This is a genomic window from Mesorhizobium dulcispinae, from assembly GCF_033977345.1.
Classification (GTDB): domain Bacteria; phylum Pseudomonadota; class Alphaproteobacteria; order Rhizobiales; family Rhizobiaceae; genus Mesorhizobium; species Mesorhizobium dulcispinae.
The window spans coordinates 74,311-89,812 of the sequence record NZ_JAVIIY010000016.1 but is presented as its reverse complement, the minus strand read 5'-3'; the positions used below and the strand labels follow the sequence as shown (position 1 = coordinate 89,812).

The 15,502-nt window shown below is 59.2% G+C and carries 13 protein-coding genes, 2 pseudogenes and 1 riboswitch; of the genes and pseudogenes, 7 read left to right on the top strand and 8 right to left on the bottom strand.

What is annotated here, in order from left to right:
- Positions 1–74: 74 nt before the first annotated feature.
- Positions 75–191, bottom strand: a riboswitch (TPP riboswitch).
- Between the two features lie 194 nt (positions 192–385).
- The gene (locus RFN30_RS26725; RefSeq protein WP_320265053.1) at positions 386–1,930 is read right to left on the bottom strand and encodes a Fic family protein; all 1,545 of its coding nucleotides are present in this window, start codon (positions 1,928–1,930) and stop codon (positions 386–388) included.
- A gap of 272 nt (positions 1,931–2,202) precedes the next feature.
- On the opposite strand from RFN30_RS26725, the pseudogene RFN30_RS26720 reads away from it, so the two are divergent.
- From RFN30_RS26720 to RFN30_RS26700, 5 genes and pseudogenes are all read left to right on the top strand, one after another.
- Positions 2,203–2,397 (top strand): annotated as a pseudogene (locus RFN30_RS26720) (transposase); the annotation flags it as partial.
- Positions 2,398–2,480: 83 nt separating this feature from the next.
- Positions 2,481–2,813, top strand: a complete 333-nt coding sequence (locus RFN30_RS26715; protein WP_320265052.1) for a hypothetical protein — start codon at positions 2,481–2,483, stop codon at positions 2,811–2,813.
- Between the two features lie 55 nt (positions 2,814–2,868).
- Positions 2,869–3,015 (top strand): hypothetical protein, encoded by a 147-nt coding sequence (locus RFN30_RS26710; protein ID WP_320265051.1) that lies wholly within the window; start codon positions 2,869–2,871, stop codon positions 3,013–3,015.
- Positions 3,002–3,154 (top strand): hypothetical protein, encoded by a 153-nt coding sequence (locus RFN30_RS26705; protein WP_320265050.1) that lies wholly within the window; start codon positions 3,002–3,004, stop codon positions 3,152–3,154. Before RFN30_RS26710 ends, RFN30_RS26705 begins: the two co-directional genes overlap by 14 nt.
- Positions 3,155–3,242: 88 nt before the next feature.
- A complete protein-coding gene (locus RFN30_RS26700; RefSeq protein WP_320265049.1) occupies positions 3,243–3,797 on the top strand; it encodes a hypothetical protein in 555 nt (184 codons plus the stop codon).
- A 259-nt stretch (positions 3,798–4,056) separates the two neighbouring features.
- Here the strand turns inward: RFN30_RS26700 and RFN30_RS26695 are convergent, their stop codons facing one another.
- Together RFN30_RS26695 and RFN30_RS26685 are read right to left on the bottom strand one after the other, a co-directional pair.
- Positions 4,057–5,211, bottom strand: a complete 1,155-nt coding sequence (locus tag RFN30_RS26695; RefSeq protein WP_320265048.1) for a porin — start codon at positions 5,209–5,211, stop codon at positions 4,057–4,059.
- A 1,079-nt stretch (positions 5,212–6,290) separates the two neighbouring features.
- Positions 6,291–7,247 carry an omptin family outer membrane protease gene (locus RFN30_RS26685; protein WP_320265047.1) on the bottom strand — a complete coding sequence of 319 codons (957 nt, stop codon included), beginning with the start codon at positions 7,245–7,247 and terminating at the stop codon, positions 6,291–6,293.
- A 1,565-nt stretch (positions 7,248–8,812) separates the two neighbouring features.
- On the opposite strand from RFN30_RS26685, the gene groES reads away from it, so the two are divergent.
- A complete protein-coding gene (gene groES, locus RFN30_RS26680) occupies positions 8,813–9,127 on the top strand; it encodes a co-chaperone GroES (protein ID WP_128372672.1) in 315 nt (104 codons plus the stop codon).
- Positions 9,128–9,184: 57 nt separating this feature from the next.
- Positions 9,185–10,816, top strand: coding sequence for a chaperonin GroEL (groL, locus tag RFN30_RS26675; protein ID WP_320235932.1), 1,632 nt, complete (start codon positions 9,185–9,187; stop codon positions 10,814–10,816).
- 39 nt (positions 10,817–10,855) lie between these two features.
- Here the strand turns inward: groL and RFN30_RS26670 are convergent, their stop codons facing one another.
- The 5 genes and pseudogenes from RFN30_RS26670 to bioD all read right to left on the bottom strand — a co-directional run bounded on the left by RFN30_RS26670 (position 10,856) and on the right by bioD (position 15,495).
- On the bottom strand, positions 10,856–11,893 hold the full coding sequence (locus RFN30_RS26670; protein ID WP_320265046.1) for an MBL fold metallo-hydrolase: 1,038 nt from the start codon (positions 11,891–11,893) through the stop codon (positions 10,856–10,858).
- A gap of 203 nt (positions 11,894–12,096) precedes the next feature.
- Positions 12,097–12,548: pseudogene (gene panD / locus RFN30_RS26665) on the bottom strand (aspartate 1-decarboxylase).
- 66 nt (positions 12,549–12,614) lie between these two features.
- Positions 12,615–13,598, bottom strand: a complete 984-nt coding sequence (gene bioZ, locus RFN30_RS26660) for a 3-oxopimeloyl-[acyl-carrier-protein] synthase BioZ (protein WP_320265045.1) — start codon at positions 13,596–13,598, stop codon at positions 12,615–12,617.
- Positions 13,595–14,860, bottom strand: coding sequence for an adenosylmethionine--8-amino-7-oxononanoate transaminase (locus RFN30_RS26655; protein ID WP_320265044.1), 1,266 nt, complete (start codon positions 14,858–14,860; stop codon positions 13,595–13,597). The genes bioZ and RFN30_RS26655 overlap by 4 nt, the downstream gene beginning before the upstream one ends.
- Complete coding sequence (gene bioD, locus RFN30_RS26650) at positions 14,860–15,495, bottom strand: dethiobiotin synthase (protein WP_320265069.1); 636 nt, start codon at positions 15,493–15,495, stop codon at positions 14,860–14,862. The genes RFN30_RS26655 and bioD overlap by 1 nt, the downstream gene beginning before the upstream one ends.
- Between the last annotated feature and the right edge of the window lie 7 nt (positions 15,496–15,502).

The following is a 15,502-nucleotide window of genomic DNA, read 5'->3' as shown; positions in this document are numbered from 1 at the left end:
GACCCAGTTCTGTGCCGGAAGGATGAAAAGACGCTTTGGTCGCCCTGCCGAAACAGGACCTCGGGCATAGACTCCCGCAAGCGCTTGCACCGTCCCTACGCCAGTATGAACTGGATCAGGTTCAACGGGTCACTGCGCCGCGAAAGCCAGCAGTATCTCAGCCCCTTGCCGGGACTCCCCTGGTGAATGGCTTAGGTTGAACGGGCCAGCGCCGTCTTGTCAAGCGCCTTCAGGCCGCAGCGCTGATCGGCGGCTGATCAAACTCGTCGGAAAAGATCGCGCATATGGCGGCGACAAATCGCGCGCCCGAGAACAGAGCGGAGAAGGGATAAGAAGATTGTCAAATCACCGGACTGTAAGTTCGATTCTTGCGATGATCACGCCTTCAATCGGCACCAAAGGTTTGCGCGTAGATCTCCTCGATCCGCTCTGCCTCGTCATTCGTCAGCGCGGCGAATTCCTTTTCGCGGGCGCGGTTCGATAGCTGGCCGCCGTTCTGGTGGAGGAAACGGAAGAGCAGATCGATCAGCCGCTCGGGCATGTCGATAAAGGCATCCACATGTTGCCGGAACTGATCGTAGCGCTGCAGAAACGCGGTTTCGTTGGGAAGATCCCGTTCGATGGTTCGCTGAACGCAGGCATAGAGGAATTCGGCGTGCGGGGTTGCATCAAAGAAGCGGTAGAAATCCCCGGTGTCATTCAGCACCCGGACGTTGAATTGCGGCGTCGGTTCCCATTCGACCAGTGGCAGGAGGCGCTGCGAATAGCTCTCGAGCACGCGCCTGTACTCGTCGATCTGGTCCAGGATCGCGGCCGAGACGGGAAACACTACCCCCGGCGGATTGAAGCCGCGCATGGCAAGGACTTGTTGGATTAGGTAACGGTGAATGCGCCCGTTTCCATCCTCGAACGGATGGACGTAGACAAAGCCGAAGGCGAGGATTGCGGCGGCCACAACCGGGTCGAGATTTTTTGCGGGGCCTTGGTCGAAAGCGCCCATCCCGTCGATAAGTCTTGGCAGGTCCTCAGGTCGAGCGCTGATGTGATCGGGTAGGGGCATGCGGGTCTCCCTGTCATGCGCACCAACGAAGCCTCCCTCCTTTCGAAAGCCAAGTCTCACGAAACGGACATCGCCGAGGAGAATTCTTTGCAGACGAAGCAGCTCATCGCGATCGATCGGTTGCTGGCCAGCTTCGGCGATAGCGCGGCCCCAGCGTTGGATGCGATCTTCCGGCGGGCGCTCGCCCTCGATGGCGTAGCTTGATCGGGAGTCTTTGAGCAAAAGAAAGGCGGCGGTCCGAGCAAGGAGGTCGCGCGGCACGTCCGCTACGATTGCCGCAGCGCGTCGCGGCAGCTCAAGGCTGGTGAATTTTTCGAGCGTCTTGGTGCGGAACACCAAAGGGCAGAACTCAGGCGTACCGGGGAGATTGTCCTTTATGCGGTAGCGCGAGGCGGTCTTCTCGGGTCCGGACCACTGCAGCTCGGGATCGACGACCGGAACATAACGTCCGGCATCAGCATCGGGTAGATCGAGACGCGCCCCCGTCAGCCATTCAAATAAAAACCAGATGCGGCGGGCATAACTGCCGCTCGGGCTTTCACGGACCAGCACCTCGATCGGCGCGGGACCGGTCACTTGGAAGAGCCGCTTGAGGACGGCTAGGTCGAGCCCTTCGTACTTGAGCGCGAAGGTCAGGTGGCCTTCGAGGGTTGGATGCGGAGCATGGCGGGGCGTCATGATCCGCCAGCCATTCCGTTCGATAACGCGATGATGCTGGCCGGTGGCAGATAACGTTCGCGGCAATGGCACAGCGAGACCATAGGCTCCGATCAGGGCGCTGTAGCCGGCCGGAGTCGCCGTCTCGGGAAGGCGGACTTCCTGAAAAACGATAACAGGCCCTGAAAATTGGTTCTGCTGCGCCGCCGCCATGAAATTTGGGCTCTCCTCTCGAATTCCTGTCCAAACCGGCTGAGGTCTATGAAAAATGAACCTATTCCCTGAAAATTGATGCTGCAAGTTACACTTTGCCGAAAACGGATTCTAGAACGTTGCTGAAATGTCTCGCTCGGGATTTCCGCCTTCTTGGGCGACGACTGGCCGGTCTCAACACGGGTGGCAGCGTGCCGAAGGTCTCTGTCGGGGCGAAACGACGGCCGCGATGAGTACCATCGAGCCCGTTCTGGCGCCGCATTTGCGCGATCTCGATCTTCAAGCGCGGCATGAAGGGCGTCTATCAGCATTGCAGCGAACACCACCTGCATCGCTACCTTGCCGAATTTGATTTCCGCTATTCGAACCGCGTCGCGCTTGGCGTCGATGACGGCACCCGCGCTTTCATCGCGTTGAATGGCGTGAAGGGCAAGCGTCTTACCTATCGAATTCCTGCTGGACGATAGGCATAGGCATTATCGGAAGCCGGTCCAGCTTGAGTTGCCGCTGTACAAAACGCGTAAGCGGCGGCGCAAATCTTGACGCGGGAATGCCGCAGACCCATACCTATACCGGCTGCAGCACTTTCGTTGTCGATCACGGCGAGCGGTCGAGAGACAGACTTATGGAAAAGAAATCTCAGAGAGAAAAGTTCGAGGAAGCCGCACGCGACCTGAAAACTGATCAATCTGACGAAGCCTTTGAGGCGGCAGTCAACAAAATTGATCGGGCGCCCAAGCTCACCAACGAAGAGAAACGAAGAGATAAGGGATTTGATGCGCCGCAAGCGATATCCCAAAAAGTGAAATTTTTACGGAATTTGTGCGCCGCACCATCGAGGGGATTAACCGGTCTCCCAAAGAAATTTCCCTTCTCCCTCTAGGCGAACCCACTCCGAGTCTGTTAATGTGGCCTTAATAGCTATCAGGTATTGACTGGTGGCGCGACTCGTGCTTGTGCATTTTTATCGACTCGCCCTTGATTTTGCTGCATTGCAGCAATACCTGGGCTTTGAAACCTATGCGCTTGCCACACGTTTAAACGCGATGACCGACACTTGGGAGAGTGCCTATGACCAAAACTGACAATCAGACCCCGGCAAGCTCGGGCGATAAGGTCGTCCGCGCGTGCCCCAATAACGGCCTTAAGCAGCCGCTTCTTCGTTTCGAAGACACATTCAGCGCTGAAGCTGTTGTGATGAAGGCCTTTTTCGCCGAAAAATAGGCTTTCCGAGCGAACAAAAGCCGGATAGAAGCCCCTGTTTCCAAAACGGGGGCTTTTTTGTGCCCTTGATTCTCTAGGGCGCAGGGTAATGGTTCAATTCACCAAGTTCGAGGAGCTCGACGAGCGCGGTTTCTTCGTGGCGTTCGTCAAAGAGTATTACGAATCCGGTTGGCCGGCCGCCAACAAGGCAAGCGGCGCGTCTGTCACGCTGGATGCGGCGTTGATCGATTTGGCCTTTGACACTTATCAGGTCAGCCTCCAGCAGTACCGGGTTGCTCTGAATTCAAAGAACCCCGACCACTACAAAAGAGCGGGCGCGCTTTTGCATGCTCTCTACAAGGCCGCGCCGATCGTTTCGATCGAATGGGGCGAGGTAGCGGAGCGGCTTCGCAATTTCGACAACGTCGGGGTAAGCTACGACGACGCTCAGCACTGGGACAACTATGTCGTTTGGTGGGACAACTACTCGAACTACGTCATGGCGTTCGATTTGGCGTTCCGCTGCTGCCAGGTTTACGAAGAAGCCCCCCGGCCGTACGATAAGGACATGCTCGACAACATGGCCTATTACATGGCGGAGAACACAAACATCAACGTGGGCTCTTTCGTCACCATCCTGAAAGCCTTCATGGCTAGTGCGTAGCTGCTACTCCGTAGCAGACTCGCCACTATTCGTTCCGTTGTGAAAGATGGGCGGGCGGCGATTCCGCTCATTTGACCCCAGCACTTGCAAATGACTAGAGCGTAAATCGGGGCAGTTGCCTTGCGTACGCTACATGGACGCAACTCATGAGCGGCAGGAGATTGTCGCCGGATAGCTCGAATTCCATCGGCACTCGACGCTTGCCATCTTTCAGCGAAATGACATCGCCCTCAATTACCTGGATGCAACTCTTCGTCCATCAGAACGAGCGTTGGAAACGCAGAATGCCGCCGACGCTGTCGTTTTTGTCGGCGTTAGTCCAGTTCACGTTGGAAGGGTTCACCATGCCGACGCCGAAGTCGCCGCAGTGGTCATAGTCGACCTCGGCTGTTATCGTGAAATCTGGAATGAGCGTATAGGCGACGTTCATGGCGACACCATAGTTCTTGAGCTGATCACCCGAGACCTGAAGGTTGAACACAGTTGTCTCGTTGAACTGGTAAGTGGCGCCAGCCCAGAAAGCCCAGTGGCCGCCCCAAGTTTTGTAGAAGCCGCGGCCGTGAGCGTCGATTGCGTTAGTGGAATCATCGTTGAGCTTGCCATTGGAGCCGTAGCCTAACATTCCGAATAGCGACAGCTCGTTGGTGACATTGACCTCGACGCGGACTTTGCCGGCTACCGATCCGTAGTTGCTATCATAAGCGGCAACACCGGTGATCGCGCCCCACTGTTGTGTGTATTTCAGGCCGCCGACCACGTGCGGAACGTAGCTATCGACGGTGCCGGCCACGCCTTCGCCTTCTTCAAGCGAGACCACCGCCGAAAAGCCATCACCGGCGTCAAAGTAGTACTGGATGACGTTGGTTTCGAAATCACCGTAGGGAACGAGCATCGGATTGAGCACATTGCCGGGATAGCCAATAAACATGTCGAAGGCCGACCAGTCCTTGCCAATTCGAAGGTTGCCAAGCTGGATCCACGCGAAAGTCAGGCTGAGGTCTCTATTGGCGGCATAGTTTTGAGGACTGCCCGGATCCGAATAATCGTTGCGGTTACCAAAGTTCATGCGGGTTTCGGTGTAGGTCTTCAACGTGCCCAACTCGGTTTCCCGGTTCGTCCAGGTCTTCACTGTGAAGCGGGCGTTCTTGTTCCAGGTTGCATTGGTGCTGCCGCCCTCGTGGTCGGTTGCCTTTGCCCCATCCAACGAGCCGACGTCACCCAAGGCGATGTCATAGCGGACATAGCCGCCGATGCGCAGGCAGGTTTCGGTGCCTGGGATATAGAAGAAGCCTGCGCCATAGACGTCGCAGATCTTGACGTATTCGCCCGCGTCTGGCTCGGCGTCGACGGCGCGGGCATCGGAAACGGCAATCAGGGTCGCAGCTGAGCCGAGAAGAAGACTCGTGAAGTTCATTTGATCTCCGTTCAAACATATAAAAGAGGAAGGACGTCGAAGAGCGGACCCTTCGCTTATCCCCGCGATCTAAAAATGAGGCGCAATGCGCTGCGCCTTTCGCAGCGCGACGAACCCGTCATGACAACGGTTCAAGAACAAAGGCGATGAAGCTAAATGATATTATCAAAAGATAGGGGCATTTATAAATATGTGAATTGCTGCAATACAGCACTGTGAATTCCCCCTTTTTGAGCCAACCGCCAAAGTGATGTCCGCTAGTTGTGGGCAGATCCTCACAACGACTTCCACAGTTGCATGCGCAAGTGACGTGCCAACCTGGCGACGCAGCTGTGGCTTGACACTCAAGTTTGCCGGCGGACCTTGGTTCGCGCTCCCTTCTCATTTTGCCTTGAGATCAAGCCGCGCCCGAAACGCCAGGTTTTGGACATGGTTCGTGTGTTCGATACGCGACAGGTTTCGTTCAAAGGCGACATCTTTTGTTTGTTGTGAGCCTCGATATTGAGACATCATGTGACGGCACCGCTCGGTACGTCAGGCCGGTGCCGCACGACGCTGACATAATGGTCATGAGCGAGACTGGGCATGTGATCCTTGCAGCATGGCCCAGGCCGTAAGCGTCATTTCCGTTTTCTCGATTCAACTGAACGCTTGGCGATTTTGGCCAAAGGCGGAATAGTGGACAAAGTAAACGGTCTTGTTCGCGTACGGCGGCGGCATCGCTTCGCGATTCGCGCGGTTGGTGTCGCATTCGATGCTTTTCTCGACCGAGCTCCCCCTAACGAGGCGTAAGTGCGAGGGCAACCAGTACGACTGCGAACGCCCGAAACCGGGCGCCCCACCGTGTCGACCACCTTTGACTTCGCAGAGCATGGCATTCTGCTTAGGCGCCCGTGGTATAATCCTTCGTCCGGCTACGGTGATTGGGGTTTAAAGGGCGTGTGCGTTGCACACGAGCCTCACGGCTGCCGTACCCGCTCGCGAGACTCAGCCATGTTGTGGTAGTGGCCGAGTCCGATCATGCAGCTTGTCTCAGGCCTGCGATTGTCCAACGGCAACTTGGCGCTGGCGCTGCTTTCTCAGTTGAACTTGATGCTCGCCTGCCCGAACACGCCATAGCGTTCAATCTCCCAATGCAGGATCTGCGGGCTACCACCGCCCGGCGTCTCCTCGAAATGAGCGGCGCCAGCAGCTGCCGCGCGCCAGTAGCGGCCGCCGACGCCGATGTTGAACAAATCCGTGACTTTGTAGTTCAACATCGCCTCGATTTGGACGCCATTCCCGTTCCCATCTTCGGGTTGCGGATTGATCTCTGGGCGCAGATGGTGCTGATCCTTGCCGTCAAGCTGCGTGAACAGCACCGCGACGTCACCCGAAAGGCTGAGTCGTTCGGTGAGTTGCGTCTGTCCGGCAAGGCCGAGTCGCAGCGAATGCCAATCGTTATCCTGGCTGATGACGCCCATATTGTTCGTAATGGCTGGCACGCAAATCCCCGGATTGGCCGCCTGCTGCGCGCAATGGATGGCGTGGTAGCTTTCGTTCCAGAAATTGTATCCGACATAAGCACCCAAGCGGTAGCGCGGCGTGTCCCAGAAATTATATCCGAGGTCGGCGGTGAAATACGTGATGCGACCGCTGTGCTGATCGGACAACGTGCTCGAATAGGATTTCATGGACAAAGAGGGGTTAACGAAATCCTCGTCGGTAAGAGAACCCTTGGGGATCCCGCCCGCACTGAGGAAGCCCTTGACGAAGATGCCAGTCGGATTGTGGGTCGCGTTGAGGAAGACTTCGCCCGATAGGGCACCGAGATCGTTGTATGTGAGCCGCGAGACCATCCCCGCGACGTCGGCGTTGTAAAGTTCCTTCGATGCTTCGCCGCTACTGTACCAGTAGCGTAGCCCGCCCTCGAATGAAAAGACCGGGGCCACTGCGTCGGCTCGCACCGCCGGGTCGGCGACCACCGGGGTGTCGGCAGCGGCGGCGCCCGCCGACAGATCGCAAAGCGCGACATAGGTTATAAGCACTCGCCGCATCGGCAGATTCTCCTTTGTGTTGATTTTCGGGTTCGCGCGGACATCCAGAAATTGGCCGGGTTGGACCGACTGCCGAGTTGGTCCAAGGCAAGAGGATCATCGTGGCAAAGTGCCTGTACAGCCCTTGGCCCGGCTATTGCTTGCAGTGCGGCCGCTTGCTTGTTCTGCATCGGGAGGCCTACGGTACGGCCTGATCACAGCAGACAGCATGGTGCGAACACTCTCCGCGAGACGCGTTTAGCGACACTCGAAGCAACATGCGTGCCAAAGAAAAAACTCTTTAGACGCATGCCAATCGATTGTCGCATGTCCGACATTTGTCGCGCCTAGCACAATGCCAAAGCATCCTGTCGCAAATTGTCGGTGAGAGGATTGCGGCATGAAAGCTCTTCAATTTCTGAGGAGCTCGTGACCTTCAAAGTCCGCCTGTTCGACCGATCCGCGAATGCCACGCCGCCAGGTTTCCCAAGGTCGGAGCCACGGCGCGGAAACCCCTCGCGTAAGTCCGGGCGTCCCCACTGTGAAAACGCCCGCTGGGCGCGACCAGCGGCCCCGGCTCGTTGTCGGGTCTGACTGGTGGGGTGTCGGCCGGATCAGGTTTCTGGTTCCGATTATTCGAGCGCGGCGGGATCGCCCGTTGGCTTTGTCTTGATCCACATCAGTCCACGTCGGATGCCATGCTTGCGCATGGCTGTTGCCACTCGCGTCGCCAACCGTGACTTCCGGCTCGCGAACGTGCAACGAGGCATCCTTCAGCGTCCCGACAGCTAATACATGAAAGAACTATCGACTGCTTTCCTTCAAATTCCTGCAAGGAATTCGACAAAATAGCGACGCCGCTTTACCCACAAGGCGCGGAGAATTGGTAACTGATTGAAATTTAAGCCACCGCTGCATCTGGCATGACGTTTGCTCTCTGCCTGTTAACATGTGAAGACGTTATACAAAATATGAAGACATTATAAAAAATATAATGCGTGCTCGATTCGATTTATTCGAAAGGCACGAAAATGAACATTCGCCTTTAGGAATGGAGCAAGACAAATGACAAGCATCATAGCGACAGCAGCTTTGCTTATGGCATCGACGTTGGCGTTCGCATTGGACATAAAACAAACCAACGATGTGCTAAGTATTGATGCTCGCAGGGATGCCAAGACGTATCCGTGCAGCCGCCAGAGGGCACTCCCCTCCATTAAATGGGAAAGCGGATGCGTCTTCGTCAAGTACTTGCCGCAAGTTCTACAGCCTGCCTGAAGTGACGTGCATCTGACAACTATGCCAGACGCAATACGTGCCAAACACCCTTTTGCGCAGTGCATAGCATGGCCGGTCCGAACCCTGGTCTCGCGCTTCGCGACAAATCACAAGCGTCCCTTTGGGAAATCACAGGGGCCATGACGTTCGGAAATTCTCCCGAGTCAGTCCACCTCTTGAAACGTGAAAGGAGCAAAACCAGTTCGGCATGCGCGCGATGCCGCAAAAGTCGCGCGAACCCCATTCTGGCCCTGACAGCCCGGATCGGGGGAGGCTCTCGCAATCTGTTTGTCCTAAAGGAGAACGATATGAAGTTCCGTCCATTGCACGACCGCGTACTCGTTCGGCGCATCGAGGCCGACGAAAAGACGGCCGGCGGCATCATCATCCCCGACACCGCCAAGGAAAAGCCGCAGGAGGGCGAAGTCATTGCCGTCGGCCCGGGCGCTCGCGACGAGAGCGGCAAGCTTACCCCCCTCGACGTGAAGGTCGACGACCGCATCCTGTTCGGCAAGTGGTCCGGCACCGAAATCAAGCTCGACGGCGAGGACCTGCTCATCATGAAGGAAAGCGACATCCTGGGTGTGATCGAGGTTTCGGCCTCGGCCAGGCAAGCCGCGTGACCGAAACCGCGTGACACAAACACTCAACAAGAACTGCCTATTCACAGGAGTGAACGAATGGCTGCCAAGGAAGTGAAATTTCATTCTGATGCCCGCGAGCGCATGCTGCGCGGCGTCGACATTCTCGCCAATGCGGTGAAGGTGACGCTCGGCCCGAAGGGCCGCAACGTCGTCATCGACAAGTCGTTCGGCGCCCCGCGTATCACCAAGGACGGCGTCACCGTCGCCAAGGAGATCGAGCTCGAGGACAAATTCGAAAACATGGGGGCGCAGATGGTGCGCGAGGTCGCGTCCAAGACCAGCGACATCGCCGGCGACGGCACCACGACCGCCACGGTGCTGGCGCAGTCGATCGTGACCGAGGGCGCCAAGGCAGTCGCGGCCGGCATGAACCCGATGGATTTGAAGCGCGGCATCGACAAGGCGGTGGAAACGATCGTCGCCAATCTGAAGGCTAACGCCCGCAAGGTGACAAAGAACGACGAGATCGCCCAGGTCGGCACCATTTCAGCCAATGGCGATGCCGAGATCGGCCGCTTCCTCGCGGAGGCAATGGAGAAGGTCGGCAACGAAGGCGTTATCACCGTCGAGGAAGCCAAGACTGCCGAGACTGAGCTCGAAATTGTCGAAGGCATGCAGTTCGACCGCGGCTACCTCTCGCCCTACTTCATCACCAATCAGGACAGGATGCGCGTCGAGCTCGAAGAGCCCTACGTGCTGATCCACGAGAAGAAGCTCGGCAATCTGCAAGCCCTGCTCCCGGTGCTGGAGGCGGTGGTTCAGTCGGCGAAGCCCCTGCTGATCATCGCAGAGGATGTCGAGGGCGAGGCGCTCGCGACCTTGGTGGTCAACAAGCTGCGCGGCGGACTGAAGGTGGCCGCCGTCAAGGCCCCCGGCTTCGGCGACCGCCGCAAGGCGATGCTGGAGGATATCGCCGTCCTGACCGGCGGCACGGCGATCAGCGAGGATCTCGGCGTCAAGCTCGAGAATGTGACGCTGGAAATGCTCGGCCGCGCTCGCAAGGTGGAGATAGAGAAGGAAAACACCACCATTGTCGACGGTGCCGGCCATAAGGACGAAATCAACGGCCGCGTTGCTCAAATTAGGGCCCAGATCGAGGAGACCACTTCCGACTATGACCGCGAGAAGCTGCAGGAGCGCCTGGCCAAACTCGCCGGTGGCGTCGCGGTGATCCGCGTCGGAGGCTCGACCGAAGTCGAGGTCAAGGAGCGTAAAGACCGCGTTGACGACGCGCTGCACGCCACTCGCGCGGCTGTCGAGGAAGGTGTCTTGCCGGGTGGCGGTGTTGCACTACTCAGGGCAGCAAGGGCGCTCGACCATGTCGTTCTCGACAACCCCGACCAGAGGACCGGTGTCGAGATTGTGCGGCGCGCCATCGAGGCTCCCGCTCGCCAGATCGCCGAAAACAGCGGGGCGGAAGGCTCCATTATCGTTGGCAGGGTTCGCGAGAAACCTGAGTTCGGCTATGGCTGGAACGCCCAGACCAACGAATTTGGCGATCTCTTCGGCCAAGGCGTGATCGACCCCGCCAAGGTCGTGCGCACGGCGCTGCAGGACGCCGCTTCCGTAGCCGGCCTGCTCGTCACCACTGAGGCGATGGTGGCCGAGAAGCCGAAGAAGGAAATTCCCGCCCCGGCGATGCCGGGCGGCGGCGGCATGGATTTCTGACGAGCCCCGCTTTCTTTCTTGTCGTGGGAGAGGGCGGAGCTACCTTACCAATGGTCCATTCGCCCTCTTCCAGGCATCGATTCCGCCCTCGATGTGGCAGGCTGATGTGAGGCCCTCATCCTGGGCGGCCTGCACCGCCATGGCCGAACGCTCGCCGAAGGCGCAGTAAAGCACAAGCCGCTTGCCGGTCGAACGGACGAGCTCGTGCAACACGCCGCCGGGGGCGATGCTTTCTTGCAGCCTCGGGTAAGGCACATGCAGCGCCCCCGGAATAATGCCCTGGCGTTCGCGCTCGGAGCGCTCGCGCAGGTCAATCAGCGCGACATCCGGCTTACCGGCCAGCGCCAACGCTTCGTTGGCATTGGCCGCCCAGCCGCGCCGCGCGATCTCGTCCTGGTGCAGCCCGACCTTCATATTGGCGGGCACGGCGACATCCATCATTTTCGGATTGGCGAGCTTCAGATTGTTCATGATCTCGACATACACCTCGACCGACCTCACCTGCAGGCGCGGATTGAAGGCCTTCTCCTCGCCTATGGTCGAGACAGTGTCGCCCCTGTAGTCGTGCGCCGGATAGACCAGCGTGGAGTCCGGCAGCTTGAGCAGGCGGCCGAAGATCGATTCATACTGGTGTCGCGCATCGCCATTCGGGAAGTCGGTGCGGCCGGTGCCGCGGATCAGCAGTGTGTCGCCAGTGAACACCCGGTCGGGCAGGGCGAAGCTGTAGGAATCGTCGGTGTGGCCGGGCGTGTAGACGACGTCGAGCGCCAGCCCCTCGATGGTCAGCCTGTCGCCGTCGGCAAGCCGCATCGACACCACGTCGGCCTTGGTCTGCTCGCCCATCACCGTGATGCATTGCGTCTTGTCGCGCAGCGCGCCAAGGCCGGTGATGTGGTCGGCATGGAGATGCGTGTCCACCGCCTTGACCAGCCTCAGGTCGAGCTCACGCACGAGCCGGAGATAGCGGTCGACCTTGTCCAGAACCGGATCGATGATCAGTGCCTCGCCGCCTTGGCGACTGGCAAGCAAATAGGAATAGGTGCTCGAAACGGAATCGAACAGCTGACGGAAGATCATGATTTGCTCCATATCATCTGGTCGCGATCTTTTTTTGCAGCATGTCATGCGGCTCTACCGCTACCCCGAGGCGCCACACCCTCAGCGCTCGCCGACTAGGATGGCCTCGAGGTTCGTCACAGCCGCCTCACGGCGGGTCAAGACACTACGTCGTGGACGGGGACGGGGACGGCGCATCAGCTCACGCGTGCGCCAGGGACAAGTCACGCCCGGGAAACAAGCGCAGGAATCGCTAAAGCCTCATTGGCCTCGTCATGGATCGAGAAACTGTAACGGCCACATGCGTCGAGATCGACCGAGTAGCTCAGGCGCTCGCGTATGTGGTTGTCTTGGTCGAAGGTGACGATCCGCGGCTTCAGCGCTGTGATATGCGCTTCGTTCAGGTAGATGGAGTTGCAGACGATGATCGGGTCGCCAGGCTGGCAGGTGCGGGCGACTCACCATTGAGGATGCAGCATCGTGATCCGCGCTCGCCGAGGATGACATAGGTCGAAATCCGCGCGCCGGAATTCTTGTTCCATATCTCCACGAATTCCATGGGCAGGATCCCGGCTGCCTCGCAGTGGTCAGGGTCGAGCGTTATCGACCCATGGTAGTTGAGATTTGCTTCGGTGACGTGGATGCCGTGAAGCTTGCCGGCGACTATTTTTCGCATTGGTCTGTTGTCCTTTTTTCGTCTCGCCTGAACAGTCTTGATGTCTTGTCGGCGGCCGCCGCGCGGCTAAATTCCAACCACAAGCGCCCCACCGCTGAGACCGGCACCCGCTGCCGCCAGAAGGATTTTCTCGCCCGGCTGGAGTGGCTGCGTCCGATTGGCGAGCGACAACGAGAGCGGGATCGTTGCGGCCGAAGAGTTACCGTATTCGGCGATCCTCTTGACGATTGCCTGGTCCGCAATGCCGAGGTTTCGGCCGACGGCATCGAAAATGCGGGCGTTGGCTTGATGCGGGACGAACCGGTCGATGTCTTGCGGCCGCATTCCAGCTATCGCGAGTGCGTCCCTTGAACATGCCGTCATCATCTCCACGGCACTGGCGAACACTTCGCGGCCGTCGACGATCGTCATCCGGGTCTGCGCGAGATCGAGGTCGTTGTGAAAGGGCGTGTTGCTTCCTCCGGCGGGGATCTGGATCAATCCGTAACGCGAACCGTCCGAATCCACCGAAGCGCCGAGAATGCCGCGTTCGGCATCCTCGCTGGGACCGATCACGACCGCGCCGGCGGCATCAGCAAACAGCACGGCACTGGCTCGCTCGGCCGGGTTGATGCGGCGGCTCAAAATGTTGGCGGCAATGACAAGGGCGGGTCTGCCATACAGGCGGGTGAACCCGTCGGCGAACATCAGCGCATAGATGAAACCGGCGCAGGCGCCGGTCAGGTCGATGGCGCCGGAGCGGCCGAGGCCGAGCCGGTGCGCGACTAGCGGCGCGCTCGGCGGCAGGAGATGGTCGGGGGTTGACGTGGCGAGCAACAGAAGACCGATTTCGCACCGATCGATACCCGCATCTGCCAGCGCCATGTCGCCGGCCCGCGCGGCAAGGCCCGAAAGTGTATCTTCGTCAGTCGCCCAGAAGCGCGATTGAATTCCTGTGCGCCGTTCGATCCAACCTGGCTCGAGGCCGAGACTGTTCTCGATCTCGGCGTTCTCAACCTTGCGCCCAGGCACATGGTGGCCAAACCCGAGGATGCGCGACGACCTGCTCATGGTTTCGATCCGAAGCGTTCGCCGGCCTCCTCGATGGCGTCATAAAGCCGATCGAGCTCGGCGCCGGTTACGCAATAGGGCGGGAGCAGATAGAGGACGTTGCCGAGCGGGCGCACCAGCAATCCCTGATCGAGGAAGAATGCCCGCAGCTTTGGACCGATCTCGGCCAGATAGCCGGGGGATGCGGTACCCAAATCGAGCGCCGCGATCGTGGCGGTAATCCGGCAGTCGGTGAAGCAAGCATTGTCGTGAAAGCGCCGAAGGCCAGCGGCCTGCAGCGCGCCCAGGGCCGCGATCCGCTCGATAACAGGCTCGTCGTGCCAGATCTCGACGTTGGCGAGTGCGGCCGCGCAGGCAATCGGATTAGCCGTATAGGAGCTCGAATGAAAGAAGGTCCTCTTCCGGTCGACCGAATAATGGGCCTGGAAGATGGCGTCGGTCGCCAGCGTGGCGGCGAGCGCAATGGTGCCGCCGGTCAGACCCTTCGAGGTGCAAAGGATGTCGGGCGAGATATTCGCCTGCTCGCAGGCGAACAGGGTTCCGGTGCGTCCCCAGCCGGTCATCACTTCGTCGGCGATCAAGAGCGTGCCCGAAGTCTCGGCGATCCTCTTCAGTTCAGCCAAAACCCAGGCCGGATACATCAGCATGCCGCCGGCGCCGAGCACCAGCGGCTCGACAATCAGCGCAGCTGCGCGCCGGTCGCGAGAGACGACCTCGAACCGATCCAGCGTTTCCTGCTCGCGTCCTGCGGCCGGGAAGGGGATGGTGTCGACTTCGAACAGCAAGGGTTCGTAGGCGGCGTTGAACACACCGCGGGCGCCGACGCTCATCGTGCCGATCGTGTCGCCATGGTAGCTGTGCTCCATGACGACGATGCGCGAGCGCGGCGCGCCGATATTGCGGAAATAGCCGAGCGCCATCTTCAGCGCGACCTCGACCGAGGTCGAGCCGCTGTCGGAATAAAACACCCACTCGAGCCCCGGCGGCGCTAGATTCACCAAGGCTTTGGCGAGGCGTTCGGCCGGCTCGTGCGTGAAACCGGCGAAGATGATCTGGTCGAGGCTGGCAACAGTCGTCTCGATCGCCTTGACGATGCGCGGATGGCGGTGGCCATGGGTGACGACCCACCAGGAGGAAATGGCGTCGAGGATGCGGGTGCCATCGGCCTTGTGGAGATAAGCGCCTTCAGTCCGGACAATTTCGGGGATCGCCGGTTCGAGCGCGTGTTGGGTGAAAGGGTGCCAGACGCGGGATTGCGACATCATTGACCCCGTGCAATCGGCGAGAGATCGAAGCCCGAAACCATCGCTTCCCTCAAGGTTTTAGATGTCAGCGGATCAAGGTGCGGCAGCCTGCCGAGCTGCCGCACATTCGCAAATTCCGCGATCGTCCTTTGGCTGTCCGCCATTTCCTCGCCGATGAAGGCCACGCCGATGAGCGGGATGGCACGGGCCCTGAGCGCCTCGATCGACAGCAATGTGTGATTGATGGTGCCGAGCCCGGTGCGCGCGCAAAGAATGACCGGCAGTTGCCATTCCCGGAATATGTCGATGAATCTTGTCTGCCGATTGAGCGGTACCATCACTCCGCCAGCGCCTTCGATGATGAGCGGGCCTGGCAAGTCCGGCAGTGAGAGCTTTGCCGCCTCGATTGCGACGCCATCGATTTCGGCCGAACGATGCGGCGACAGTGGCGTCTTCAGACGATAGACTTCGGGCAGCACGCGCCCGGCCGGCAGGCCGGAGAGCCGGGTAACAGCCTCGCTATCGGTCTCCTCGTCGAGGCCCGATTGCACCGGTTTCCAGTAGAAGCCGTCGAGCAGGCCGGCGAGGCCCGCCGAAAACACCGTCTTGCCGATGCCGGTATCCGTTCCGGTGATGACTATGCCTCTGCTGATGTCGCTT

Bases quoted from the DNA above. Each gene is read 5' to 3' on its own strand.
- RFN30_RS26725 (WP_320265053.1), bottom strand. From the start codon at position 1,930: ATGGCGGCGGCGCAGCAGAACCAATTTTCAGGGCCTGTTATCGTTTTT.
- RFN30_RS26715 (WP_320265052.1), top strand. From the start codon at position 2,481: ATGCCGCAGACCCATACCTATACCGGCTGCAGCACTTTCGTTGTCGAT.
- RFN30_RS26705 (WP_320265050.1), top strand. From the start codon at position 3,002: ATGACCAAAACTGACAATCAGACCCCGGCAAGCTCGGGCGATAAGGTC.
- RFN30_RS26700 (WP_320265049.1), top strand. From the start codon at position 3,243: ATGGTTCAATTCACCAAGTTCGAGGAGCTCGACGAGCGCGGTTTCTTC.
- RFN30_RS26695 (WP_320265048.1), bottom strand. From the start codon at position 5,211: ATGAACTTCACGAGTCTTCTTCTCGGCTCAGCTGCGACCCTGATTGCC.
- RFN30_RS26685 (WP_320265047.1), bottom strand. From the start codon at position 7,247: ATGCGGCGAGTGCTTATAACCTATGTCGCGCTTTGCGATCTGTCGGCG.
- groES (WP_128372672.1), top strand. From the start codon at position 8,813: ATGAAGTTCCGTCCATTGCACGACCGCGTACTCGTTCGGCGCATCGAG.
- groL (WP_320235932.1), top strand. From the start codon at position 9,185: ATGGCTGCCAAGGAAGTGAAATTTCATTCTGATGCCCGCGAGCGCATG.
- RFN30_RS26670 (WP_320265046.1), bottom strand. From the start codon at position 11,893: ATGATCTTCCGTCAGCTGTTCGATTCCGTTTCGAGCACCTATTCCTAT.
- bioZ (WP_320265045.1), bottom strand. From the start codon at position 13,598: ATGAGCAGGTCGTCGCGCATCCTCGGGTTTGGCCACCATGTGCCTGGG.
- RFN30_RS26655 (WP_320265044.1), bottom strand. From the start codon at position 14,860: ATGTCGCAATCCCGCGTCTGGCACCCTTTCACCCAACACGCGCTCGAA.